Source organism: Polaribacter sp. L3A8 (assembly GCF_009796785.1).
Lineage (GTDB): Bacteria > Bacteroidota > Bacteroidia > Flavobacteriales > Flavobacteriaceae > Polaribacter.
In genome coordinates, this window is sequence record NZ_CP047026.1 from 4,171,289 (window position 1) to 4,197,863 (window position 26,575).

Sequence of the window (26,575 nt, forward strand, 5' to 3'; positions counted from 1 at the left end):
GCTTCTAATAAACCAATTTTTCTGCCAAATATTTAGCAGTATAAGACTCTTTATTTTTTGCTAATTCTTCTGGAGTTCCCTGAAAAATAAGGTTTCCACCGTTTTTACCACCTTCTAAACCTAAATCGATAATATAATCTGCACATTTAATTAATTCTATGTTATGTTCTATCACAATAATTGAATGCCCTTTGTCTATTAAGGCATTAAACGATGCTAATAATTTTTTAATATCGTGAAAATGCAAACCTGTTGTTGGTTCATCAAAAATAAACAATGCCTTATCTTTGGTGTTTCCTTTTACTAAAAAGGAAGCCAATTTTATACGCTGCGCTTCTCCGCCAGAAAGGGTAGAAGAAGACTGGCCTAATTTTACATAGCCCAAACCAACATCTTGCAAAGGTTTTAATTTACTTGCAATTTTTGTTACCAAATTTTCTGAGAAAAATGCAACCGCATCATCAATCGTTAGATTTAAAATATCATCTATAGATTTTCCATCGAATTTAACCTCTAAAACTTCTTTTTTAAAGCGTTTACCGTTACAAGCATCACACTCTAAATGCACATCTGCCATAAATTGCATTTCTATTGTAACTTCTCCTTCTCCTTTACAAACCTCGCAACGACCACCTTCTACATTGAAAGAAAAGTGCTTGGGTTTGTAATTTCTGATGGATGATAATTTCTGATTTGCAAATAACGAGCGAATATCATCATAAGCTTTAATATACGTTACAGGGTTGGAACGAGATGAGCGTCCGATTGGGTTTTGGTCGATAAATTCTACGTGTTTTAAGGTGTCAAAATCTCCTTTTACTTCTGTATGTTGCCCAACTTTTTCTCCATGACCAATCAGTTGTTTTTGCATTGTTGGGTACAAAATACTTTTCACCAACGTACTTTTCCCCGAACCAGAAACACCTGTAATTACAGATAAACAATTTAGTGGAAACGTAACATTTACATTTTTTAAATTGTTTTCTCTTGCGCCAATTATTTCAATTTTATTTCTAGAAGTTCTACGTTTGGTAGGAACCTCGATTTTTAATTCTTCGTTAAGGTATTTTGCCGTTAAAGAGTCTGATTTTAAGATCGCATCAAAGTTTCCTTCTGCAACTACATGCCCACCAAAAGTACCTGCTTCTGGACCAATATCTATAATATAATCGGCCTCTCGCATAATATCTTCATCATGCTCTACCACAACAACGGTGTTTCCTAAATCTCGTAAATCTTTTAAAACACCAATTAAACGTTCGGTGTCTTTTGGATGCAAACCAATACTTGGTTCATCTAAAATATACATAGAACCTACTAAAGAACTTCCTAGAGAAGTTGCTAAATTAATACGCTGACTTTCACCTCCAGAAAGTGTGTTAGAAGTTCTGTTGATGGTTAAATAAGACAAACCAACATTGGTTAAAAACAGCAAACGATTGTTAATTTCTGTTAGTAAACGCTTTCCGATTTTTGCATCGTATTTATCTAATTTGATGTTCTTAAAAAAGACAGATAATTCATCTAAAGGAAGTGTTACCAAGTCTGAAATTGTCTTTTCGTTTATTTTTACAAAATTAGTTTCATGTCTTAAACGTTTTCCGTTACACGATGTACATTTTGTTTTTCCGCGGTAGCGAGAAAGCATTACTCGGTTCTGAATTTTATAACTTTTTTCTTCTAAAACGGTAAAGAAATGGTGTATTCCATTAAAGGATTTATTGCCATTCCAAACCAATTCTTTTTGTTTATCTGTAAGTTGAAACCACGGTTTGTGAATAGGAATATCAAACTGATACGCAACATCTATTAAGTCTTCTTTATAATTTATGTAAGAAGGTGTTTTAAACGGAAAAATACAATCTTCCATAATGGATAAACCCGTATTCGGAATCACTAATTCTTCATCGATACCAATTACGCTTCCATAACCTTCGCACGTTGGGCAAGCACCATAGGGATTGTTAAAGCTGAATAAATGTGTGTTGGGTTCTAAGAAAGACATGCCGTCTAAATCGAACTTATTACTAAATTCGGCTACTTTATTGTCTTCTAAGTTTTCTATAAAACAGATTCCTTTTCCTTCAAAAAAAGCAGTCTGAATAGCATCTGCTAAACGGTTAAAAAAGTCTTCGTCATCTTTAGTAATAATTCTATCTACTACTAAAAATAAAGGTTCGTTTTTAAAATCCGCTTGCGGAAAATCTGCAATTCTATATACTTTATCATTCCATTTTAAACGCGCATAGCCTTGCTGTTCTAAAACTTGTAAAACGGTTTTTAAATCTCGGTTTTCATCAATTGTAATAGGAGCTAACAATAATAATTTTGTTCTTTCATGAAACTCTTTTACAAAGTTAACAACATCAGAAACCGTGTCTTTTTTTACTTCTTTACCAGAAATAGGAGAGAAGGTTTTACCAATTCTGGCGTATAATAATTTTATATAATCGTAAATTTCTGTTGATGTACCTACTGTAGAACGCGGATTTGTAGAATTTACTTTTTGCTCAATAGCAATTGCCGGTGCAATACCTTTTATATAATCTACTTTAGGTTTGTGTAATTTTCCTAAAAACTGACGCGCATAAGAAGATAAACTCTCTACATAACGTCTCTGACCTTCTGCATACAAAGTATCAAACGCTAAAGATGACTTTCCAGAACCAGAAAGCCCCGTTATTACAACCAATTTATTTCTTGGTATAACAACGTCTATGTTCTTTAAATTATGGAGTCTAGCTCCTTTAATTATAATGTTTTCTTTAGGATTTACTTTAGAAATATCAGTCTTCATTCATCAAAAATATATGCTATAAAAATACCCCTTTTTTAAACCATTTTAAAAGAAATGTGAATGAATTTTGCTAAAATATTTGTTGATTTGAAAAATAATATTGATATTTGGAACTCATAAGCACCACTAAATTAGACGCATATACTTAAAAAACTACTTTTAAATTATTAATTTAATAATAAAATCGGAGAGCAACTTGCTCTTCAAAAGTGGTTATGGTGGAAAAAAACTCAATTACAGACAGTACTTTAGTAAGAGATTACATTTTAGGAAAAGAAGCAGCTTTAGCCGTTTTAATTAAAAGACATCAACAAAGATTATTTAGCTTTATATATAGTAAAGTGCAAGATAGAGACATTACAGAAGACGTTTTTCAGGATACATTTATAAAAGTTATTAGAACTTTAAAAAAAGGAAACTATAACGAAGAGGGTAAATTTTTACCTTGGGTTATGAGAATTGCTCATAATTTGGTTATAGATCATTTTAGAAAAACGAATAGAATGCCAACTTTTAGAAATACAGATGAGTTTGATATCTTTTCTATTTTGGGTGATGGTAATTTAAATGCTGAAAAGCAAATTATAAAAGAGCAGATTCATACAGATGTAAGAGAACTTATAAATGAGTTGCCAGAAGAACAAAAAGAGGTTTTGATAATGCGCATGTATAAAGATATGAGCTTTAAAGAAATTAGCGAAAACACTGGGGTTAGCATTAATACAGCACTTGGTAGAATGCGCTATGCTCTTATAAATATGCGTAAATTAATAGAAAAACATAAAATTATTTTAGTAGATTAACAATAAAAGAAATTAAGTAGCGTTAGTTGTTTATAATCAGTTTATTAAATTAACTATATGATGCAACTTTACTCTAAAAAGCCTTCTGATTTGCAGATGCAACCTAAACAAGAAACAGTTCAATTTTTGATTAATTTTTCCAAATCGCTAACTTTTGTTAAAACGAAATCAAAAGACTTCATTGAATTGAATTTGAATTAAGAGAGGAAAAAGCTTCAACTAACGTTGAGGCTTTTTTTTGTATGCACTCTTATTTATGGTATATGAGGTAAAAGAGTATTGTTTTTCTAACGAACTTGCCGTTATGGAAAATATATTAGTAGCAGGTGCTAATGGCACCACAGGAAAAAAGATAGTAAACTTATTACAAGCATCACAATATTTTAATCCTATTGCAATGGTTCGTAAAGAAAGTCAGAAAAAGCAATTTGAAGATAAAAATGTAACAACTGTTTTAGCAGATTTAGAAAAAGATGTTTCATTTACCACAGAAAATATTGATAAAGTTATATTCGCAGCAGGTTCTGGAGGAAAAAAAGTAGCAGAAGTAGATCAAGAAGGTGCAATGAAGTTAATTGATGCCGCTAAAAAAACGGAAGTCAAAAAATTTATAATGTTGAGTTCTATGGGAGCAGATAGTCCAGAAAGTTCTAACACGCTTAAAGATTATTTAGTAGCAAAACAAAATGCAGATATTTATTTAAGACAAAGTACATTACCTTATTCTATTGTAAGACCAGGATCTTTAAATAACGAAAAAGGAAAAGGTAAAATAGAATTGAGTAGTAAATTAAATAAACCAGGAGAAATAAGTAGAGATGATGTTGCAGAAACCTTGGTGTATGCTTTGTATGATGCTGCACCTGTTAATACTACTTTTGAAATAATAGCAGGTAATACTTTAATTAAAGAAGCAATTATTAAGTAACGTTAACTTCTTTTATGTAAAAAAAACACCTTTTTTTAAGGTGTTTTTTTTGTTTTATAATAGTCGTCTAAAACGGTTTTTCTACCTACTGTTTTAGTGATAATATCTTTATCTAAATTCCAACCACGAGCAGGAGAATATTCTCTTCCATACCAAATAATTTGCAAGTGTAAATCGTTCCATAATTCTTTTGGAAACAGTCTTTTTGCGTCTTTTTCTGTTTGAGCAACACTTTTTCCGTTAGATAAATTCCAACGATACATTAAGCGTAAAATATGTGTATCTACAGGAAAGGCTGGAATACCAAAAGCCTGACTTAAAACTACACCAGCAGTTTTATGCCCCACAGCAGGCAATTCTTCTAGAGCTTCAAAAGTTTTAGGAACTTCTCCATCATATTTTTCAATCAAAATTTTAGACAAACCATGTATTCCTTTACTTTTCATTGGCGACAAGCCACAAGGACGAATAATTTCCTTAATTTCTTCTACGGTCATTTTAACCATATCAAAAGGATTATCCGCTTTAGCGAATAACAAAGGCGTAATTTTATTTACACGAACATCTGTACATTGTGCAGACAGTAAAACTGCAACTAAAAGCGTAAAAGGATCTTTGTGATCTAAAGGAATTGGTATTTCTGGATATTTTTCTTGAAGTGTGTCAATTACAAATTGTACTTTTTCTTGTTTAGTCATTGTTGTTTTATATGATAAAGCAAATATATGCATATTGATTTTTTCAATAATAAATTGTGTGACATATCTGTTTTTTTATTTTAAAAGGAGCAATAGGTAGAAGAGCTTGATTTTTGAATCACGTATTAATTACCTGTTTTTTAGTTGTTTATGTGTTTATTTTTGAGTTGATAAAAAATAGTTTATAAGCTATTGAAATAAACACATTTAATTAATAATTTAAAACCAAGTAATTATGGGAATTGTAATTAGTATTACAGCTGCTACAGATGCAAATGCATCAAAAGCAACAGCAACAGGAAGTATTCAGCATATTATTACAGATACTGAGCGGTCTACATTTAAATTGTCAGATTCTTCTTTAAAAAATGCTGTTGGAAAGTATTTTGGGAAAAATCCAAATGATGCATATCTTCATAGTCCAACACCTTGGAATGATTTATACAGAACGTATGGTTGGTCTCAAGTAAGTACTGTTTTAGTACCTATTAGAGCAGAAATTTTAGGAATCTCATCTAAACCAGATATTTTGGCAACCAAAACATTTACAAATAATAGTAGTGTTAAAGGCTCTTTTAATGCCAGTATTTCTGAGCAGGTTTCAAATACCGTTACAAGTTCATGGTCTACAGGAGGTACACTTTCAATAAGTGAAGCAATTGAAGTAGGAGTTAATATAGAGGTTGTAAGTGCAAAATCAACAACAACATTGTCTTATAGTCAATCTTGGTCTATTGGAGAATCGAAAAGTGAAACCACAACTGTTGGTTCTTCTTCTGGTGTAAGTGTAGATTTAGATCCAGGACAATCTGTAGAAGCTAAGCTTTCTGCAAGTAAAGGAGCTATGCAAGTTAAGGTTACTTATAGGGCATATTTAACAGGTAGTGTCGCTGTAAATTATAATCCAACTTTTAAAGGACATCACTTTTTTGCATTGCCTGTAGCTAGTGTTATGTCTGCTGCTGGTATAAAAAACTCGGTAGAATCAACAGAAGTTTTTGATATTGGTTTTTATTCTGACGGTAAAATAGAAATTATTGATGCTAAAGGTAAAATGTTACAGAATTTTGCTGTAGCGGATCAAAGAGGTTAATTTAAATTAATTAGATAGAACCTTAAATTGACCACAGTTTTATGTAAACTGTGGTTTTGTTGTTATCTTTTTTAGTTCTCTATACTTTTTTCTTTGTACTTTTAAACTTTAAAAACTATTTAGAAAATGACATCATTAAAAATAGGAGATAAGGCTCCACAATTTGAAGCACTAGACAATTTAGGAAACACCATAAAATTATCTGATTATGCTGGTAAGAAATTGGTTTTATTCTTTTACCCAAAAGCAAGTACGCCAGGTTGTACTAATGAAGCTTGCGATTTAAGAGATAATTACCAATCTTTTTTAGCTAAAGGATATGATGTTTTGGGCGTAAGTGCAGATTCTGCTAAAAGACAACAAAATTTCATTAACAAAAACGAATTACCTTTTCCGTTGTTAGCAGATGAAGATAAAGCTGTTATTGAAGCTTTTGGTGTTTGGGGGCCAAAGAAATTTATGGGTAAAGAATATGATGGAATTCATAGAACTACTTTTGTAATTGATGAAAATGGAGTAATAGAAGATGTTATTGCAAAAGTAAAAACAAAAGCACACGCTGCTCAGATTTTAGATTAAACAACTATTAAAGATTTTTGAATTCCGAATTTGATTAATTCTGGAGTGCTTTTAGTATTTGTAATTTCAAAAAGCTCTCTTTTATGAGATTTTAAAGAACTTTCTGTGATATGTAATATTGCCGAAAGTTCTTTTTCATTTTTATCAGAATGCTTAAATAAAGCTTGTAATATTTCTAATTTTCGTTTGGTAAATGTGTAATTATCAATAATAATTTTTGATGAGGTTTTATTTTTTTTAACAGTTTTATCTGTTAAACAATTTAGTATAATTGTCTTAAAATTAGCCAGATTTCCATCTTTTCCTACAAAAACATCCACACCATTTTTTATCGCTTTTTCTTTAATAAAATTATTATTCATTGTTGTTAAAGCAATAATTTTAAAATTGTTATTTACTTTCTTTATTTCATCAATAAAATCTAAAGAATTTTGACCATTAAAATTTACATCTAAGATTAAAACGTCTAAATTACAACTGTTTGTATATTGAAACAATTCTTTTAATGTAGTAAAAGTATTGGTTACATTTAATTCATTATGAGCATTTAAACTATCTTTTAAAGCGTCACAAAAAAAGCGATTATCGTCTGCAATAACAATTTTTATTGGGGGGTTAATCATTGATTATAGGTATTTTTATTTCAAAATTAGAACCTTTTTTACTTGTGTCTATTTTTAAAGTTCCTTCTATTTGTTCTACTCTTTTTTTTACGCTTTCTAAACCAAAACCTTTTTTTAGCACTAAGTCTTCATTAAAACCAATACCATTATCGGTAACGTTAAGTATTATGAGTTGGTTTTTATGGTCGTTCATACTAATTTTTATTTCTGTAGCTTTAGAATATTTTATGGCATTTGTAGTTAATTCTGAAATTACACGATACAAATGAACACATTTATCTTGTGATAATTCAATGTTTTTAAGGTTAAAGTTATAATTGATTTTATGTTTTGTTAAATTATCAATTTTAGTACAGAACTCAATTAAACTTTCAATAAAATTATCAGAATTAATTTTTGGTGCGTATAAGCTGTTTAATAAATATCTATAATCGTTATAAAAAGCATCTAAAATTTCTTTTACTTTTTCGGGTGATTTTTCATCGTTTTGTAATAAACGTAATTTTAAAGCTTCTAAATAACCACCAAAAGTATCATGAACATTATTTACTAAGTTGTTTCTTTCTGTGTGTTGAAATGCTAAGGTTTTATTTTGAAAATTGTACTTTAACTCATCACTTACTTTTTTGAGTTTAAAGTATTTAAATTGAGCTTCTATAACCGAACCAAAAATAAAACGAGTAAAAAGTAAAATTTCTAAAGCTAAAGCAATATAGTAAATTGTAGATCCGCTAAATGTTATGGCTAAATTATTGTAGACGCTCGGGTTTATAATCTGACCACTTATAATGGCTATAATAGGTAATATAAAAGCGATTACTAAATAAATAGGGAGCTGTTTTGTAATGGTTAAATACAAGTGATTTAAAATCCAAATAAATGCGATTACTTTTAAGATAGTCCAAACATAAAGATATAAAACAACGAGTCCGCCAAAGAAAAATTTATACAAATAGAATAATAAAAGTGCTAGTGCGATATAAGCACCAATTTTAAAAAGTAATTTAGGGATTGCTTGAGATTTGTTTAATTTGTAAAATTTTAAATAAAAACAACCAATTGAAGCTACACCAATTGTTTGGCTAAGGCTTCTAATATTGTTGATTGCAAATTCGCTTGCTGACCAAAAATATTGTACGCCAATTCCTTTACCTGCCAAGAATTCTATTAATACCGTAAAAATATATAAAGCGTAAAATAAAACAGCATATTCCTTTTTTATAACGGCAAAAAAGACCAAAATTAAAGCCATACAAATTAGAAAGGCGATATACATTCCAAAATAGAAATACTCCGTTTCTACGCGTTTTAAAAATTGATTTTCAGTTTCTAGAAAGTAAGACAATCGTGTTCTGGTGTCTTTATTTTTAACTTTTAAAAAGACTTCTGTTTGTTGTGTTGTGTCTATAGGCAATTTCCAAACCGGATGCCTGTAAAAAATATTTTTATGAGGAAATTCTTTGTTGTTAGAAACCCTATAAAGTGAGTCGATTTTATCACCTTTTTTTAAATATATTTTTCCATAAGGTAAATAAGGGTTTGCAATTGTAAAATACTTATAGTCGTTTTCTGTAGTCGATTGTGGTAATAAAAAATGATTCCAGAGTGTGTTTTCTCCTAAATTTTTATAGATTTTTGGTTTTTTTTCTTGTTGAAATCTACCCAATTCATAATTTTTAATAATCTCTTTAATAGAAACAACATCTTTAGAAGGTTGTTTAAAAAATGATATTGAAGTGTAAATGGAAGATGCTTCTTTTTGTGAAAAAGAAAATAAAGTAAAGAAAAATAAAATTAGGGGGAGTTTAATTTTCACATTTATGTTTTAAATACCCTACTAAAGTATGGTTTTTTTTTTTGAGTTCAAACTAATTTTGTTAACGAAAATGAAATATGCTATGGAAGTTAAAAAATTATATGAGTATAACGAATTAAAATCTGTTGATAATACATATCAAATTAGCAATAAAGAAATACCCATAAATCTTATTGAAGACTTTCTACGTTTTTTTAATTTAGGATTACAGGACCTCTCATCTCTTAAACAATTTTCTAAAAACTTACAGGAAGAAAAGCGTTTTAAAAAAGTAAATAAATCTAAATTTTATTCACTTACAAAAAAAGAACAACAAATTTTTGAGTTGGTTGTTTATGGAAAATCTACCAAAGAAATTGCAACCCAACTTTTTATAGAACCTACAACTGTTAGTACTCATAGAAAAAACATAAAACAAAAATTAGAGTTAGAATCAATTTTTGATTTGTATAAATATGCAAATGCATTTAATGTTTTTGATAAATTATAAAAAGGAGAAGTAAATTTGTTTTAATTGAAAAAGCGATTTAATGAAAGTTAAATCGCTTTTTTTTTTTGATTTAAAACTTCATACCAACTTTTAAGTTTAATACGCGTCCGGTCATAAAATTCGGAATTCCGAATTGTGTTTTAGAATATACATCTCTAACCCACGTGTTGGTAATTGAATTTTGAATATCGAACATATTAAAAAGTTCTAAACCTGCGGATAATTCTTTAAATTTAGACATCCAACCTGTTGTATATTGTTTGTTTGCATCTACAAAAATATATGACACACCTAAATCGGCACGTTTATAATCTCTTAAACGTCCTTGAAAATCATAGACATCTGCATAAGAAGGAGAACCACCCGGAACACCTGTGTTATATACCAAATTTAAATACGCTTTTAGGTTTGGTAAATTAGGAACGTAATCTTGAAAAAGAATTCCGAATTTAATACGTTGATCAGAAGGTCTTGCAATAGCGCCTCTATTATCAATATTTTCTTCTGTTTTTAAATACCCTAAACTTACCCAACTTTCACTACCAGGAACAAACTCGCCATTTAAACGTACATCCAATCCGGTTGCATAAGCAGTAGTTACATTGTCTGCTCTATAACGTATTCTAACATTATCTATAGAATAGGCATTTACATCAGATAAATCTTTATAATATAATTCTGTTGTTAACTTAAAAGGTCTTTCCCACATTTGAAAGCTATAATCCATTCCTGCCACCATGTGAATCGATTTTTGAGCTTTTACATCTACATTAATAGCACCATTAAAGTCTCTTAATTCTCTATAAGAAGGTGGTTGAGAGTACCATCCACCAGAAAGTCTAAATAACATGTCTTTATCCCAATTGGGTTTAATAGCAAATTGTGCTCTAGGACTAATAATGGTTAGATTTTTAGATTTTACTCCATTTCCAGTAACAGACCAACTTTGAGATCTAATACCTAAGTTGTAAAAAACCTCATGCTCATTCCAAAAAGAACGTTGGTTAAATTGTACAAAACCAGAAACTCTATTGATAGCAACATTATTATCTTTTCTGATATTTTGATAAGGTGTAATTTCGCCTTCAAAAGGCAGATAAGGTTGATTGTTAGAGCTGTGAAAAGGAGGTCTTATAGAAAAGCCTAAAGAATCTATTACTTCCCATTCTCTAATACGGTCTCTAATATCTTCTTTTTGATATTTAGCACCAAAGTTCCATTGAATGTCACCTTTTTTAATGGTTCCTTTTATTTGCAGATTGGTTATTAAAGCATCTAAATCGTTACGAGCATGATTTAATTGAGAACCAATTCCTTGAGAAAAATCTACTTCACCAAAGTTTTCTGAACCAATATTTGCATCAATTTCACCTAAATTATACGCAGCTGCAATATCAAAATGTTCTTCTTCTTGTGTATTGTATCTAGATGCGGTTGCTGTTAAAGTAAAATTATCATTTACCTTATAATCGGCAGATAAAGCACCAAACATTGTTAAATATTTATCTTCTTCTTGACCAGAGTAAAAAACAATTAATTCTAAAGGGTTTGCAACAGTACCAAAACGAGTTCTTCTAGAAATAGGTTGGTAATTATAATCGTTTAAAGAAAAATTACCTAAGAAGTTTAGTGAAAATTTTTCTGAAAACTCGTAAGACAAATAGGTTTGTACATCTGTAAACCTAGGTTTAAAATTCGTTTCAATTTGTTTGCTGTTTACAAACAAACTATTATCTCTATACCTAACGCCTGTAATTGTACTTAATTTTTTATTTAAAAACTGCCCCTCAAAAGTAGCACTTGCGCCTAGTAAACTGGCATCAACAGTTGTGGCAGTTTCTGTAGGTTTTCTATACGTAATGTCTAAAACAGACGATAATTTATCGCCATACTTGGCCTGAAAACCTCCTGCAGAAAAATTAATGTTTTGCACCATATTTGAGTTGATAAAACTTAAACCTTCTTGTTGACCAGATCTAATTAAAAAAGGTCTGTAAATTTCAATTCCATTTACATAGACCAAATTCTCATCAAAATTACCACCTCTAACATTGTATTGGGTACTTAATTCGTTGTTATTACTAACACCTGGTAAGGTCATTAAAACGTTTTCTACCCCTGCATTTGGACCAATAATGTTTTTAACAACTGCAATGTCTATTTTCTTTATACCCTGTGCATTTCTAATGTTATCTTTAATAACTATTTCTTTTAATTCTTCTGTTTTAGAAGTAAGTGTTACAGAGTAACGGACTCCATTTCTACTATTTGCTATATATTTTTTAGTGAATGTTCTAAATGATAAATGACTAAAAACAAGTGTAATTTCTTCTCTATAAGGAATTCTAATTTGATAATTACCGTTTTTATCTGTGGTTGTACCCACGTTGTTGTATTTTATGGATACTTTTTCTATTGGTTGTTTGTTTTTATCTTTTACAGTTCCTTTAAGGATTGTCATTTTTTGAGCAAATGCAAAAACAGGTAACAATAATAAAATTAGAAAGACTTTTTTTAGGCGCATGTTAGTTTACTTGTTTCTTAAAGAACGTTGCAGAAAGTGTATTCGTATTTCCAACATTGTCCGAGACTACAATTTTAAAGATATGTTTGCTACCAACCAATTTTTTATCACTAAAATTGTAGGTTAATATTCTTTTTTTATGATTGTACTCCATTAGAATCCATTTTCCATCTATGGAGGCTCTGTAATTTTTAATACCAGAACCACTATCAGAAATTTTTACTTTAATGGTTTTACTTTTAGAAATCCATTGGTTATTTTTAAAATACAATAAACTTATTTTTGGTTTATAAATATCACTAACTAAAGCATATTTACCCAACGTTTTTGTTGTAGTGTAAAATGTACTGTCCTTTTTTCTAGTATATTGATACCATGGATATTTAGATTTTTCTACATTGGCAATATAGAGTTGCTGTTTTTCCGTTTCAGAATACTTAGAAACATCAAAAGTTAAGGTAAAACTTTTATCTAAAGGAATAGTAGGTGTATGAATTTTGGCAACACCTTTATCAACTTTAAAATCTAAATAAAGATCTTCATAAAAAGTATTTTTAGGAAAAGCAACAGTTACATTTTCTTGAGTAAATTTTTGAAAATTTTTAGCCACTATTTTATAAGCAGTTGTATCTTCTTGTTGCGTAAAAATTACATTATTCTCTTTGCCAACTACCGGTATTTTTAGAGAACTAACGTTTCCTTTGTAATCTTTTGCAATAATTTCTATGTTATAATTATATCCGTTTTTAATGTTTATTTTTCCATTATTTATTAAACCTTCGTAAGTAGAAAGCTTGTTTGCAGTTTCTTTATATGTTTTTTGATATTTTTTCTTATATTTTTTATAATGCGGATAATCAATATGCAAGTTGATGAATTTACTTTCTGCGAAAGAGAATTTTTCTACATCATGATGGTAAAAACGCTTTCCATTTACAAACATTTCTAAGCTATAAATTCCGTTTTTATTGTTTGCTTTATCAAGTCTATCAAAAACATTTACACCAAAACCAATTATTCCCGAAGCAGAAATTTTATTCACTGAATAACTGCCTTTTTTTATACTTTTTAAAGGAAGAACCAAACTTTTATTCTTATTATTAATTCTTGCGTTGTTGTTAAGTGCATATACTTTTAATGCAAGAAAAAGAGGAGGGGTGGTGTCTTCTGGTTTTAACCCGAAAAATAACGGATTAATAACATGTTCTGTTTTTGTGTTTCTAATTTCAAAATGTAAATGTGGACCTCCAGAACTACCTGTATCTCCAGAATACGCAATAACTTCGCTCTTTTTTACAGGAAATTGATTCTCTTTAAAAAATAAATTACCGGTTTCATAATCTTCTTTTTTATATTGAATTGCTTTTACATATTCTTCAATTTTGTCTGCATATTTACTTAAATGCGCATAAACGGTTGTAAACCCATTTGGATGTGTAATATAAAGTGCTTTTCCAAAACCATACTGAGCAACTTTTAATCTAGATACATATCCGTCTGCGGGAGCATATATTTTTAAGCCTTCTCTTCCTTGTGTTTTAATATCTACGCCAGAATGAAAGTGATTACTCCTTAATTCGCCAAAAGTACCTGCTAAAACAGTTGAAATGCCTAAAGGATTTCTAAAATAGTCTTGTGGGTAGTTTTCTTGAGAAAAGCAAAAAAAAGTAGATAAGAATGTGAATAACAATACTGTTTGTTTCAAAATACTAATATTTTCTGCAAAAATACTAAAAATCATTTTTTGATTAAAATGTTAATCTTTAGAGTATTGATAAAATAAGTAACAAAATGTTGTAAAGTTTAAAACAGAATGTTAACTTTGTAGATATAGTTTTATTCTTAAAATTTAGATGTGTAATACAATAGAAGCAATTCATTTACTGGAAGATAAGCTACAGAGCTTACTCTCTAATTATGAATTTTTAAAGAATGAAAATGAAATATTGCTTCAAAGTACAAACAAGTTACAACATCAGTTAATTGAAAGTGAGCGATTATTAGCAGAACAGAAAAAAGAATATGATTTGCTTAAAGTTGCAAAAACTATAGATGGCAGTAGTACAAATACAAGAGATACAAAACTCAAAATAAATACTTTAATTCGAGAAATCGATAAGTGTATTATACAATTACACAAATAAAGTTCATTAAATTGTGGGAAAACTTAAAATTAATGTTGTTATAGCAGGTAGAACCTATCCTTTAAGTGTGAATAACACAAAAGAAGAGGAAGGCATGAGAAAAGCCGCAACCGCTATTAATAAATTAATTTCTATGTACGAAGAAAATTATGCCGTTAGCGATAAACAAGATGTTTTAGCTATGTGTGCTTTGCAATTTGCTTCGAAAGTAGAAATAGCATCATTAGAAAAGGATTCTACAGATAGAGAAGTAGTAGATAAAATAAAAGAGTTAACTAATATAGTTGATTCTCATTTAAAATAAGTTCTTTAAAATATACATTAACAACACACTGCCTACGTTAGTACATTGTTTATTAAACTCAACACGATTCAATTATGAAGGATGAGTCTTAACTACTATAGCAAGCCATAGCTACTAAATTTATTTTAGTACCAAGTGGATCCTTGAACAGTTAGTTAGTCCTATAAGTAACCATATTTGGAGTTTAAAAAACCAAACTAATGTAGGCTTTTTTTATATATTAAATTTAAATTATGGATGGAATGATACTTCCCATTATTGTGGGAGTTTTGATAGGAATTGCAGTAGGATTTTTAATTGCAAATGCTTTAGAAAAGGCGAAAGGGAAAAAGATACTTAGTGGTACAAGAAAAGAAGCCGCTACAATTTTAAAAGAGGCAAAAATAGATGCAGATTCTGTAAAAAAAGAAAAAATATTACAAGCTAAAGAGAAGTTTATTGAATTAAAAGCAGAGCATGAAAAAGTAATTCTTAGTAGAGAAAAAAAGATTTCTGATGTAGAGAAGCGTATTAGAGATAGAGAGTCTCAAGTGGCGTCTGAAGTTGATAAAAATAAAAGATTAAATAAATCTTTAGAACATAAAGAAGGAGAGTTTAATAAAAAGTTAGACTTTTTAGAGAATAAAGAATCAGAACTAGAAAAAATGCACAAGCGTCATGTAGATATGCTAGAGCAAATTTCTGGTTTATCTGCAGAAGATGCTAAAAAAGAATTGATATCATCTTTAAAAGATGAGGCAAAAACAGAAGCAATGGCTTTTGTACAAACTTCTATTGAAGAAGCTAAATTAACTGCTGAACAAGAAGCTAGAAAAGTTATTTTAGGAACCATACAAAGAGTAGGTGTAGAGCAAGCCGTAGAAAACTGTGTATCTGTATTTAACTTAGAGTCTGATGATGTTAAAGGAAGAATTATTGGTAGAGAAGGGCGTAATATTAGAGCTTTAGAAGCTGCAACAGGTGTAGAGATTATTGTTGATGATACTCCAGAAGCAATTATTCTTTCTTGTTTTGATCCTGTTCGTAGAGAGATTGCTAGATTGGCAATGCATAAGTTAGTAACCGATGGTAGAATTCATCCTGCAAGGATAGAAGAGGTTGTTAAGAAGACAGAGAACCAAATTACACAAGAGATTATAGAAGTTGGTAAAAGAACTGTAATAGATTTAGGGATTCATGGGTTACATCCAGAATTGATAAAAACGGTTGGTAGAATGAAATACCGTTCTTCTTATGGACAAAATTTATTACAACACTCTAGAGAAGTAGCAAACCTTTGTGGTATAATGGCTGCAGAAATGGGCTTAAATGCAAAAGTAGCAAAACGTGCAGGTTTGTTGCATGATATTGGTAAAGTACCAGATACAGAAAGTGAATTGCCGCATGCATTATTAGGAATGCAATGGGCAGAAAAATATGGTGAAAAACCAGATGTTTGCAACGCTATTGGTGCTCACCATGATGAAATAGAGATGAAAACGTTAATAGCGCCAATTGTACAAGTTTGTGATGCTATTTCAGGAGCAAGACCAGGAGCAAGACGTCAGGTATTAGATTCTTACATTCAACGTTTAAAAGATTTAGAAAATATTGCATTTGGTTTTGCAGGTGTTCAGAAAGCGTATGCTATTCAGGCAGGACGTGAACTACGTGTAATGGTAGAAAGTGGTAAAGTAAATGATACCAAAGCAGCAGAATTGTCTTTTAGTATCTCTCAAAAAATACAAAACGATATGACGTATCCAGGTCAGGTAAAAGTAACTGTTATTAGAGAAACTAGAGCGGTTAATGTAGCTAAGTAAAAATGCAATTACTTTCTGTTAAAACAGTATAAATGTAATCGAATAGTATTATTCGATGAAAATAAATATCAAAAAAAATCCTATTATAATTTATAACAGGATTTTTTTATACATTATATGTAATGAGATTGCAGGTTGCTTTTATTAAAAGATAATAACTAAGCTTTTGATGTTTGATAGATAAACCACAAGTATAGCTTTTGGTTGCTTAATTGTTACTATCGCTATTTATTGTTTGTAAAAAGAAAACCGTTACTATAAAGTAACGGTTTTAATAATCTATTATCAAGTGTGACAATATATCTGACTATTAATTAATTAGTTTCCCCCGAAACTAACTGGTACAAATATATATTATTTGTTTAATAAAAACAATAAAAAGTTAAACAAATTAAGTAAGGCAGAAAAAAAGAGTTTCACTTAAAATGAAACTCTTTTATAATATAGTTTAGATTCTCTTATTTTTGAGAAAGTAACTTCTTTTGGTATCTTCCTTGTACAACATCCACAATTATTAAAATAGCCAATACAAAGTAGAATGTTGTTTTACTCATTGGTACAATTTCTTCTCCAAACAGTTTTAGATGGGCTAAATGTCCGCCTTCTGTAACCAACATAATTCCAACAATAAAAAGGATAAACAAACCAAGTACTTCGTACATTCTATTTTTTGATAAGAAAGTAGATATTTTATCGGCCATAATAAGCATTAATAATCCACTTATTACAATAGCAATTGCCATAACAATAAAAGCGGTTGTAGCGCTTTCTATTTCGCTAGTAAGACCAATGGCAGCTAAAATAGAGTCGAAAGAAAAAACTAAGTTCATAATTACTATACTTGTAATAACAGCATTGGCAGATTTACTACTTTTACCGGTAGCCATTTCTGATACTTCAAGTCCTTTTGTAGAAATCATGTGCCAAATCTCTTTAATAGCAGTGTAGATGATAAAACCACCTCCAAGAAGTACAATAATACTATGGCCGTTAAATGCAAAATGTATAACATCTTTTATGCCTCCGGATAAGAAAGAAAATGGTTCTTGAAAAAAATCAATAATAGAAACTAATACAAAAAGTAAAACAATTCTTAATACGATAGCGATTAAAATCCCTACTTTTCTAACTCTCTTTTGTTCTGCTTCAGGCGCTTTTTTAGATTCTAGCGAAATATATAATAAGTTGTCAAAACCAAGCACAGCTTGTAATAAGATGAGCATTAATAATGTAAAAAGAATTCCTAACATTTTTTATTTTTTTTATAGATGTTTCAAAGATATTTCGATTGTATCGAATACACAATATTATTATTGAAAGATTGTAAGTTACAGTGTTGTAGAATTTTAAAAAAAATGAAAGCTTTAAATTTTATTTTTTTGATAATGATTACATAAAAAGATACTTCCACAGAATACGTAAGCTTACAAAGGCAATTAAAATAGCCGTTGCTTTTTTTAATTGCACAGGAGAAAAATAGTTCTTACTCACTCTACGACCTATTTGTCCGCCAATAAAAACGGTAATTAATAACACAGAAGTTAAGTTCCAATCAATAATAAAATCTGGATTAGAATATTGCCCCAACAAGCCAGCAATAGAATTTACGAGTATAAAAATACTTGCAGTAGCGGCTATTTTTTTGGGAGTATCCCAATTTGTAAGATGTAAAAGTGGCGCTAAAAAAATACCACCTCCAATACCAACCATACCAGAAATGAAGCCTATAATACCTCCAAAACTAGCGTTTCTTATAGGTGTTGAATTGTTGTTTATTTCATCCGAAGAAGATATTTTTTTTGAAGTCCACATTGTAATTGCGGCAATAAGTAGCGTGAGACCAAGTAAAATAAAAAAGAATTCTTGACTTATTTTTAAGTACCCACCCAAATAAGCTAAAGGAATACTAAATGTAATTAGAGGAATCACTTTTTTCCAATTAATTTCTTTTTGTTGATAAAATAAAAACACGTTTCCAATAACCACTACAATGTTACACAAAAGAGATGTTGCTCTAATTTGAGTAAAAACAATACCTGTTAATGCTAAAATAGCCAAATAGCTAGAGCCTCCTCCAAACCCTACGGCAGCATATAAAATGGCAACAATAAAAAATAATAAAACAATAAACCAGTTATCAAAAGATAATATGATGTCTAAATTCGGCATAAAAAAGGTGTAATTAGATATATAAGTGTGTGTTATTTTGTATATATTGTAGAAAATTAACACTAATAATAAAGAATATGAAATTAACTAATCAAGAGAGATATTGGAAAAAAAATCTAAAGTATCTAGCAATTTTGTTGAGTATTTGGTTTTTGGTTTCATTCGTTTTTGGTATTCTTTTAGTAGATGAATTAAATACCATTAGGTTAGGTGGTTTTAAACTTGGTTTTTGGTTTGCTCAACAAGGCTCTATTTATGTTTTTGTCATTTTAATTTTTGTTTACATTAAACTTATGAATCGATTAGATAAAGAATTTGGATATAATAATTAAAGGTAGAAAAAATAAATTAAAAGTAGAAGAATTATGAGTATTCAAGTTTGGACATGGATTTTAGTGGGGTTTACATTTGCCATATATATTGGTATTGCAATTTGGTCTAGAGCAGGATCTACAAAAGAGTTTTATGTAGCAGGTGGTGGTGTTTCTCCCTTGGCTAATGGATTAGCTACTGCAGCAGATTGGATGTCTGCCGCTTCATTTATTTCTATGGCAGGACTCATTTCCTTTAATGGGTATGATGGTTCTGTTTATTTAATGGGTTGGACCGGTGGTTATGTTTTATTAGCTTTATTGCTAGCACCATATTTAAGAAAATTCGGAAAGTTTACAGTACCAGATTTTATAGGAGATCGCTATTATTCTAATGTTGCCAGAAGTGTTGCGGTATTTTGCGCGCTTTTAGTTTCTTTTACTTATGTAGCTGGTCAAATGAGAGGAGTTGGTTTGGTTTTTTCTAGATTTTTAGAGGTTGATATTAATACAGGAGTAATTATTGGGATGATAATTGTTCTTTTCTATGCTGTTTTAGGAGGAATGAAAGGGATAACCTATACACAAGTTGCTCAATATTGCGTGTTGATATTCGCTTTTATGGTTCCGGCAATTTACATTTCTATTCAAATGACAGGCAATCCAATTCCGCAATTAGGTTTTGGAGGAATGGATGAAAATGGCGTATATCTTTTAGATAAGTTAGATGGTTTGCATAAAGAATTAGGTTTTGCAGAATACACGTCGGGTAGTAAAAGTACGTTAGATGTTTTCTTAATTACAGCAGCTTTAATGTTTGGAACGGCAGGATTGCCACATGTTATTGTTCGTTTTTTTACGGTAAAAAAAGTGTCTGATGCTCGTAAATCTGCTGGTTGGGCATTGTTGTTAATTGCTATTTTGTATACTACCGCACCAGCTATTTCTGTTTTTTCTAGAACTAATTTAATAGAAACAGTTAGCAATAAAGAGTACGATAAGTTGCCAGAATGGTTTAATAATTGGGAAAAAACGGGACTTATAAAGTTTGATGATAAAAATAAGGATGGAAAGATTCAATATGTTGCAGATGAAACAATAAATGAATTAACAGTAGATAAGGATATAATGGTTTTAGCAAACCCAGAAATTGCAGGATTACCAAATTGGGTAATTGCATTGGTTGGAGCAGGTGGTTTAGCAGCAGCATTATCTACTGCAGCAGGTTTGTTATTGGTTATTTCTGCATCTGTTTCTCATGATTTAATTAAGAAAATGATCAATCCAAAAATATCAGAAAAAGGAGAATTACTTGCAGCAAGATTATCTGCTGTAGTGGCAGTTTGTGTTGCAGGTTATTTTGGCATAAATCCTCCAGATTTTGTCGCCGCCACGGTTGCATTGGCTTTTGGTTTAGCTGCTGCCTCGTTTTTTCCAGCAATAGTTTTGGGTATTTTTAGTAAAAGAATGAACAAAGAAGGTGCAATTTTAGGGATGTTGGTAGGTATTTTATTAATGTTGTTTTATATGATGAAGTTCAAATTCGATTGGTTTGGAGGGGGTACAAAAGAAGATTGGTGGTTTGGAATTTCTCCAGAAGGATTTGGTACAGTTGCAATGATGGCTAATTTTATTATTTCAGTGATTGTTTCTAGGTTTACACCAGAACCACCTAAAGATGTTGTGAAAATTGTAGAAAGTATTAGAATTCCGAGTGGAGCAGGAGATGCAACACATTAAAATAAAGTATTAGTAATTAATTGACTTCTTAAACTGTCTGTTAAAGTAACTGGTGTTATTAAAACCAGATTTAAAAACAATTTTAGACATTCTAAAATCTTTAGATTCTTTTATCAATTTCTTAGAAAACTTTATTTTTTCAGAATTTAAAAAATCAATAGGAGAAATACCTAAAGTATTTTTAAACTTTTTATGAAAGTGAGATTTATATTTACGCTAATAATTTTGTTTATTAAGTTTCGTCGTTGTTTTTTATAAGAACTAAGATCTATTTGAATATTGGAAAAGACACACTTAACAGATGATGTTACCTAAGGTAAAAGTGCACGTTTTTTTTTAGTAATAGCATTAAGACTTTATTTTTTTATCCGTTCTAGTGTACTTAAAGAAAAGGAATAACTATTTTTTTAAGGAAAGTAATTTAGCAGCATAAAATATGTTTTGCATATTAAATATTAAAAGCAGTAAAAAGAGATGTAATTTTTATTTTTTATGTTAAAAAAACACTTAAATAAATCTATTAGGCTTCTTAATGAGGAATATAATTTATATTTTTAGAAATAATTACAATTAACTACATACAACATGAGTAACTACCATATAAAACACTTAGAAGAATATTTTAAAGTCTATAGAAAATCGATAAGAGAACCAGAAAATTTTTGGGAAGAAATAGCTGAAGAGCATTTTTTATGGCGAAAAAAATGGGATAAAGTTTTAGATTGGGATTTTTCTAAGCCAGAAGTAAAATGGTTTCAAGGAGCCAAATTAAATATAACAGAGAATTGTATAGACAGACATTTAACAACTAGAGGAGATAAAACGGCAATTTTATTTGAACCAAATGATCCTAATGAAGCCGCAGAACATATTACTTATAATCAATTGCATGAAAGAGTAAATCAATTTGCAAATGTTTTAAAAGAACACGGCGTTAAAAAAGGAGATAGAGTTTGTATTTACGTCCCTATGATTCCAGAATTGGCAATTTCATTGCTGGCTTGTGCTAGAATTGGTGCTATTCATTCTGTAGTTTTTGCAGGTTTTTCTGCAACAGCATTATCAACAAGAATAAATGATTCTGATTGTAAAATGGTTATTACTGCAGATGGTTCTTTTAGAGGGAAAAAAGCGATCGATTTAAAAGGAATTGTAGATGAAGCTTTAGACAGTTGTCCTGGAGTAGAAAATGTGTTGGTTGCCAAAAGAACCCATGCAAATATCAATATGAAAGAAGGACGAGATAAATGGTTACAACCTTTATTAGACGACGCTTCTATAGAATGTAAAGCAGAAATAATGGATGCAGAAGATCCGTTGTTTATTTTATACACTTCTGGTTCTACGGGAAAACCGAAAGGAATGGTGCATACTACGGCGGGTTATATGGTGTACACTGCGTATACCTTTAAAAACGCTTTTCAATATAGAGAAAATGATGTGTATTGGTGTACTGCCGATATTGGTTGGATTACCGGACACTCGTATATTGTATATGGACCTTTGGCAAACGGAGCAACTACTGTTTTGTTTGAAGGTGTACCAAGTTATCCAGATTTTGGACGCTTTTGGGATATCATCGACAAACATAAAGTGAGTCAGTTTTATACGGCACCAACAGCAATTAGAGCTTTAGCAAAACACGGTACAGCGTTAATAGATACATACGATTTATCAAGCTTAAAAGTATTGGGTTCTGTTGGAGAACCAATTAATGAGGAAGCGTGGCACTGGTATAACGATAATGTAGGTAAAGGAAGAAGCCCTATTGTAGATTCTTGGTGGCAAACAGAAACTGGTGGAATTATGATTACTCCAATTCCGTATGTAACACCAACAAAACCAACCTATGCCACCTTGCCTTTTATTGGAATTCAACCTGCAATTATGGATGAAAACGGAGACGAATTAAAAGGAAATCAAGTAGAAGGAAGATTGTGTATAAAATACCCTTGGCCAAGTATTGCAAGAACCATTTGGGGCAATCATGAGCGATATAAAGAAACCTATTTTTCTGCGTTTGATAATATGTATTTTACAGGTGATGGAGCGCTTAGAGATGAGGTTGGGTATTACAGAATTACAGGTAGAGTAGATGATGTAATTATTGTTTCTGGTCATAATTTAGGAACCGCACCCATAGAAGACGCTATTAATGAGCATCCTGCAATTGCAGAAAGTGCCATTGTTGGTTTTCCACATGATATAAAAGGAAGTGCTTTATATGGATATATAACCTTAAAAGATGCAGGAGAATACAGAGATCATAACAATTTGCAAAAGGAAATCAATCAATTAATTACAGATAGAATTGGCCCAATTGCAAAATTAGATAAAATTCAGTTTACAGAAGGATTACCAAAAACACGTTCGGGGAAAATTATGAGACGTATTTTACGTAAAATTGCTTGCAACGAAATAGATAATTTAGGTGACACAAGTACTTTGTTAAATCCAGAAATTGTACAAACCATTATTGATAACAAATTATAATTTGTTCGATTTTTTTTGTTGATAAATGGAAAATCAAATCACGTTAGAAGATAAATTAAAAGAAAGAATTAAAGAGCTGACTTGTTTGTACCGAGTCAGCTCCTTAATTAGAGAGAGTGATTTTAATAATGTAGCAGTTTTATTAAAGGAAATTGCCATCAGTTTAAAGGAGGCAATTCGATTTCCAGAAGAAGCATTTGTAGAAATTAAAGTTGATGGTATTACCGTTGTTGCAGGCAAAAAAATAGAAGATGTTATTTTTATTATTTCTGCCATTAAAACATTTAGCCATATAAAAGGAGCTGTAACTGTTGGGTATTCTAAACAAAAATTTTCTGAAAACGCATTTTTAAAAGAAGAAAAATTATTGTTAAAGAAAATAGCCTTAGAAATTGGCGATTTTTTAGAAAGAGAACAAATAAAGGAAAAAGAAAAAATTGCTCAAAGTCAAATAGAAAGAGCGGGCAGGTTAACTATTTTAGGTCAAATTACTGCAGGAATTGCACATGAATTAAATACACCATTAGCCAATATTTTAGGATTTACAGAATTGCTAAAAGAGCGTTATAAAGAGGATGAAATAGGTAGTGAAGATTTAGAAAAAGTAATAAATAGTGCTATTTACTCTAGAGAAGTTGTAAAAAAATTAATGTTCTTTTCTTGTGAAATGCCACAACAAATGACATCAATAAATATCAATTTAATTATTGATGAATCCATACGTTTGTTAAACCCTAATTTTACGAAGAAAAATATAAGTTATACTATTTCTTTTTCTAGTGATGAGGTTTATTTAAAAGTTGATAAAATTCAGCTTACACAAGTAATCTTTAATTTGGTAATGAATGCTATTTATTTTTCGCCTGTAAATGGTGAAATTAATCTTGATGTTAAAGAGAAACGAAAAATAGTAGAAATTAAAATTTCTGATCAAGGAGAGGGAATCTCTAAAGAAAATTCAGAAAACATTTTTAATCCATTTTTTACAACCAAACCTGTTGGAGATGGTGCTGGTTTAGGATTAAGCGTTGTACATGGAATTATTAAAAGTCATAAAGGAGCGATAACACATGAACCAAATTCGCCAAAAGGCACTATTTTTGTTGTTCGCTTTCCTAAAAGTTAAAAGATGCTAAACAAAGAGAATATTTTAATTGTAGATGATGATATTCACATTCTAGAACTCATCCAAAGGCATTTACAATCCCTAAATTATCATACCTATAAAGCCATTTCTGTAAAAGAGGCCTTAGAAATTCTAAAAGATACTTCTATAGATTTATTAATTACAGACTTGCAAATGCCTAGTGTAGATGGTTTGGAGTTAATTAAGTATGTGTCTGAACATTATTCTAAAATGCCTAAGTTAGTCGTTACAGGTTTTCCGTCTATAAATGGTGCTTTAGAAGTGATGAAATCTGGTGCGGCAGATTATATTACCAAACCTTTTACAAAAGAAGAATTAAAAACGGCTATTTTTAAATCTTTAGCATCTAAACCTAAAAGGGATAAAATTACCAAAGTAAAAGAAGAAATTGTATCGAAACCCTATGGAGAATTAATAGGGACATCACCTGCAATGAAAAAAGTGACAGATGTAATTGAGCGTTTAAAAAATAACAAAGCAACTGTTTTTATCCATGGAGAAAGCGGAACCGGAAAAGAGTTGGTTGCGCGCTCTATACATTATATGGGTAAATTTTCTTCAGCACCATTTATTGTGGTAAACTGTGGAGCGATACCAGAAAACTTATTAGAATCAGAATTGTTTGGGTATGTAAAAGGAGCGTTTACAGGAGCAGATAAGGACAGAAAAGGTTTTTTTCAGGCAGCGAATAATGGTACTATTTTTTTAGATGAAATAGGGAATGCACCTTTATCAACGCAATTAAGATTATTACGTGTTTTACAAGAAAAAGAAGTGGTAAGAGTGGGAGCTCAAAAACCAGAAAAAATAGATGTTCGTGTAATTGCGGCAACCAACATCAACCTAAAAGAATTGATAAAAAAAGAGCGCTTTAGAGAAGATTTGTATTACAGATTAACGGTTGTGCAAATAGAAGTTCCTTCTTTGTTAGAAAGAGTTACAGACCTTCCGTTATTGGTAGATAAGTTCTTGTTTAAATACGGAATAGAATACAAAGACCGTTTTTTAAAAATGACTCCAGAAGCTTTAGAAGTTCTAAAAAAATACAATTGGCCCGGAAATATTAGGGAGTTAGAAAATGTAATACAAAGAGCTATTATTATGTGTGATAAGTTAGTAGATGTAGAGCATTTACCAGAACACATAAAGTATCAGATTGATTTTTCTGAAAATCAAGAATTACTATCATTAAAAGAGTTTGAGAAAACGTATATTTTAAAAGTGCTTCAGGCTACAAATAACAACAAAACAAAAGCAGCAGAAATTCTTCAAATTGATCGAAAAACACTTCGAGAAAAGTTAAAATAAGTCTTTTAAGAAAAGTGGGTAAATAAGTAGCAGTTGGGGAAATATTCCTCAACTGCTTTTTTTTGGTTTACAGTTAAATTTAAATTAAAGTATTGTTTTGTAGTGCTTTATGTTTTTGTTGATTTTCTTTTAAAAAAATGGCACATGGCTTGCCAATAGGTAGTTGTAATTAAAAAGATAATTATGATACTCAATAATAAAAGTTTATGTAATACGTGTATTCATACAATAGATTGCAGCTTAACATCAAACAAGAATGCAATTTGGTCTTGTAGCGAATATGAAAAAAGGAATTTAGACAGCAAGAATTCAACATCTATTTTAACACCAGGTTTTAGTTTTATTGAGGGGGAAAGAGAATTAGAAATTATGTAATAATTAAGATTTTAGAAAAAATGAAGTATGGACAATTAATTATTGAAGAAAAAGAGTTTTTAATTATAGAAAAACTCTTGAATTTAAACAATGCAACAGCCTCAAAAACAGTTAAAAATCATATTTTAAAGTTACAAGAAGAGCTAAGAAACGCTACAAAAGTAGTTACAGAAAATGAAATGCCTAATGATGTGGTAAGATTGAATTCTGTTGTAACAGTTAGTTCTCAAGATGGTTTGTGGGAAAAAACATTTAAACTAGTTGTACCTGCTAATAGTAACACGTTAGATAATAAAATTTCTTTATTGTTACCTATGGGAACAGCTGTTTTGGGTTACGCAAAGGGTGATGTTATTTTATGGGATTTTCCTGGAGGTTTACAAAAATTGAATGTGTTAAATGTAGAGCAAGAATTAAAAGTAACCAAATAG

23 protein-coding genes and 1 pseudogene are annotated in these 26,575 nt (G+C 30.2%); 15 read left to right on the plus strand and 9 right to left on the minus strand.

Annotation, left to right across the window (positions count from 1 at the left end; genetic code table 11):
- Positions 1 to 4: 4 nt before the first annotated feature.
- Complete coding sequence (uvrA, locus tag GQR92_RS17465; protein ID WP_158841764.1) at positions 5 to 2,797, minus strand: excinuclease ABC subunit UvrA; 2,793 nt, start codon at positions 2,795 to 2,797, stop codon at positions 5 to 7.
- Positions 2,798 to 3,012: 215 nt separating this feature from the next.
- Between uvrA and GQR92_RS17470 the strand changes: the two genes are divergently transcribed.
- Together GQR92_RS17470 and GQR92_RS17475 are read left to right on the plus strand one after the other, a co-directional pair.
- Positions 3,013 to 3,600 carry an RNA polymerase sigma factor gene (locus tag GQR92_RS17470; protein WP_158841766.1) on the plus strand — a complete coding sequence of 196 codons (588 nt, stop codon included), beginning with the start codon at positions 3,013 to 3,015 and terminating at the stop codon, positions 3,598 to 3,600.
- A gap of 304 nt (positions 3,601 to 3,904) precedes the next feature.
- A complete protein-coding gene (locus tag GQR92_RS17475; RefSeq protein ID WP_158841768.1) occupies positions 3,905 to 4,528 on the plus strand; it encodes an SDR family oxidoreductase in 624 nt (207 codons plus the stop codon).
- A gap of 35 nt (positions 4,529 to 4,563) precedes the next feature.
- Here the strand turns inward: GQR92_RS17475 and GQR92_RS17480 are convergent, their stop codons facing one another.
- Entirely contained in the window at positions 4,564 to 5,226 is a 663-nt protein-coding gene (locus GQR92_RS17480) for an endonuclease III domain-containing protein (protein WP_158841770.1), read from the minus strand.
- A gap of 235 nt (positions 5,227 to 5,461) precedes the next feature.
- On the opposite strand from GQR92_RS17480, the gene GQR92_RS17485 reads away from it, so the two are divergent.
- Together GQR92_RS17485 and bcp are read left to right on the plus strand one after the other, a co-directional pair.
- Positions 5,462 to 6,319 (plus strand): follicular epithelium yolk protein subunit, encoded by an 858-nt coding sequence (locus GQR92_RS17485; protein WP_158841772.1) that lies wholly within the window; start codon positions 5,462 to 5,464, stop codon positions 6,317 to 6,319.
- Positions 6,320 to 6,445: 126 nt separating this feature from the next.
- Positions 6,446 to 6,898 (plus strand): thioredoxin-dependent thiol peroxidase, encoded by a 453-nt coding sequence (bcp, locus tag GQR92_RS17490; RefSeq protein ID WP_158841774.1) that lies wholly within the window; start codon positions 6,446 to 6,448, stop codon positions 6,896 to 6,898.
- Here bcp and GQR92_RS17495 read toward each other — a convergent pair.
- Positions 6,895 to 7,521 carry a response regulator transcription factor gene (locus GQR92_RS17495; RefSeq protein WP_158841776.1) on the minus strand — a complete coding sequence of 209 codons (627 nt, stop codon included), beginning with the start codon at positions 7,519 to 7,521 and terminating at the stop codon, positions 6,895 to 6,897. The two genes, bcp and GQR92_RS17495, sit on opposite strands and share 4 nt — an antisense overlap.
- Entirely contained in the window at positions 7,514 to 9,337 is a 1,824-nt protein-coding gene (locus GQR92_RS17500) for an ATP-binding protein (protein WP_158841778.1), read from the minus strand. The genes GQR92_RS17495 and GQR92_RS17500 overlap by 8 nt, the downstream gene beginning before the upstream one ends.
- Before the next feature lie 82 nt (positions 9,338 to 9,419).
- On the opposite strand from GQR92_RS17500, the gene GQR92_RS17505 reads away from it, so the two are divergent.
- A complete protein-coding gene (locus GQR92_RS17505; RefSeq protein WP_158841780.1) occupies positions 9,420 to 9,827 on the plus strand; it encodes a helix-turn-helix domain-containing protein in 408 nt (135 codons plus the stop codon).
- Positions 9,828 to 9,897: 70 nt separating this feature from the next.
- Here the strand turns inward: GQR92_RS17505 and GQR92_RS17510 are convergent, their stop codons facing one another.
- The gene (locus GQR92_RS17510; RefSeq protein WP_233269909.1) at positions 9,898 to 12,288 is read right to left on the minus strand and encodes a TonB-dependent receptor; all 2,391 of its coding nucleotides are present in this window, start codon (positions 12,286 to 12,288) and stop codon (positions 9,898 to 9,900) included.
- Positions 12,289 to 12,352: 64 nt separating this feature from the next.
- Complete coding sequence (locus tag GQR92_RS17515; protein WP_233269911.1) at positions 12,353 to 14,092, minus strand: M23 family metallopeptidase; 1,740 nt, start codon at positions 14,090 to 14,092, stop codon at positions 12,353 to 12,355.
- Positions 14,093 to 14,204: 112 nt separating this feature from the next.
- Here GQR92_RS17515 and GQR92_RS17520 point away from each other — a divergent pair, with 112 nt between their 5' ends.
- The 3 genes from GQR92_RS17520 (at position 14,205) to rny (ending at position 16,601) form a co-directional block, all read left to right on the plus strand.
- On the plus strand, positions 14,205 to 14,495 hold the full coding sequence (locus GQR92_RS17520; protein WP_158841784.1) for a hypothetical protein: 291 nt from the start codon (positions 14,205 to 14,207) through the stop codon (positions 14,493 to 14,495).
- Positions 14,496 to 14,508: 13 nt separating this feature from the next.
- On the plus strand, positions 14,509 to 14,799 hold the full coding sequence (locus tag GQR92_RS17525) for a cell division protein ZapA (protein ID WP_158841787.1): 291 nt from the start codon (positions 14,509 to 14,511) through the stop codon (positions 14,797 to 14,799).
- Between the two features lie 233 nt (positions 14,800 to 15,032).
- Positions 15,033 to 16,601: a ribonuclease Y gene (gene rny, locus GQR92_RS17530; RefSeq protein WP_158841789.1), complete on the plus strand. Its 1,569-nt coding sequence runs from the start codon at positions 15,033 to 15,035 to the stop codon at positions 16,599 to 16,601.
- A gap of 458 nt (positions 16,602 to 17,059) precedes the next feature.
- Here the strand turns inward: rny and GQR92_RS17535 are convergent, their stop codons facing one another.
- The gene (locus tag GQR92_RS17535; protein ID WP_158841791.1) at positions 17,060 to 17,851 is read right to left on the minus strand and encodes a TerC family protein; all 792 of its coding nucleotides are present in this window, start codon (positions 17,849 to 17,851) and stop codon (positions 17,060 to 17,062) included.
- A 139-nt stretch (positions 17,852 to 17,990) separates the two neighbouring features.
- Positions 17,991 to 18,770, minus strand: a complete 780-nt coding sequence (locus GQR92_RS17540; RefSeq protein ID WP_158841793.1) for a sulfite exporter TauE/SafE family protein — start codon at positions 18,768 to 18,770, stop codon at positions 17,991 to 17,993.
- Between the two features lie 77 nt (positions 18,771 to 18,847).
- Here GQR92_RS17540 and GQR92_RS17545 point away from each other — a divergent pair, with 77 nt between their 5' ends.
- Complete coding sequence (locus GQR92_RS17545) at positions 18,848 to 19,102, plus strand: DUF4212 domain-containing protein (RefSeq protein WP_158841795.1); 255 nt, start codon at positions 18,848 to 18,850, stop codon at positions 19,100 to 19,102.
- 33 nt (positions 19,103 to 19,135) lie between these two features.
- On the plus strand, positions 19,136 to 20,821 hold the full coding sequence (locus GQR92_RS17550) for a sodium:solute symporter family protein (RefSeq protein ID WP_158841797.1): 1,686 nt from the start codon (positions 19,136 to 19,138) through the stop codon (positions 20,819 to 20,821).
- A 9-nt stretch (positions 20,822 to 20,830) separates the two neighbouring features.
- Here the strand turns inward: GQR92_RS17550 and GQR92_RS17555 are convergent.
- A pseudogene (locus GQR92_RS17555) lies at positions 20,831 to 21,013 on the minus strand (helix-turn-helix domain-containing protein); the annotation flags it as partial.
- 393 nt (positions 21,014 to 21,406) lie between these two features.
- On the opposite strand from GQR92_RS17555, the gene acs reads away from it, so the two are divergent.
- The 5 genes from acs (at position 21,407) to GQR92_RS17580 (ending at position 26,575) form a co-directional block, all read left to right on the plus strand.
- A complete protein-coding gene (acs, locus tag GQR92_RS17560; protein ID WP_158841799.1) occupies positions 21,407 to 23,314 on the plus strand; it encodes an acetate--CoA ligase in 1,908 nt (635 codons plus the stop codon).
- Positions 23,315 to 23,339: 25 nt separating this feature from the next.
- A complete protein-coding gene (locus GQR92_RS17565) occupies positions 23,340 to 24,440 on the plus strand; it encodes a sensor histidine kinase (RefSeq protein ID WP_158841801.1) in 1,101 nt (366 codons plus the stop codon).
- Positions 24,441 to 24,443: 3 nt separating this feature from the next.
- Positions 24,444 to 25,769: a sigma-54-dependent transcriptional regulator gene (locus GQR92_RS17570; RefSeq protein ID WP_158841803.1), complete on the plus strand. Its 1,326-nt coding sequence runs from the start codon at positions 24,444 to 24,446 to the stop codon at positions 25,767 to 25,769.
- Between the two features lie 183 nt (positions 25,770 to 25,952).
- Positions 25,953 to 26,144, plus strand: a complete 192-nt coding sequence (locus GQR92_RS17575; protein WP_158841805.1) for a hypothetical protein — start codon at positions 25,953 to 25,955, stop codon at positions 26,142 to 26,144.
- Between the two features lie 20 nt (positions 26,145 to 26,164).
- Entirely contained in the window at positions 26,165 to 26,575 is a 411-nt protein-coding gene (locus GQR92_RS17580) for a GreA/GreB family elongation factor (protein ID WP_158841807.1), read from the plus strand.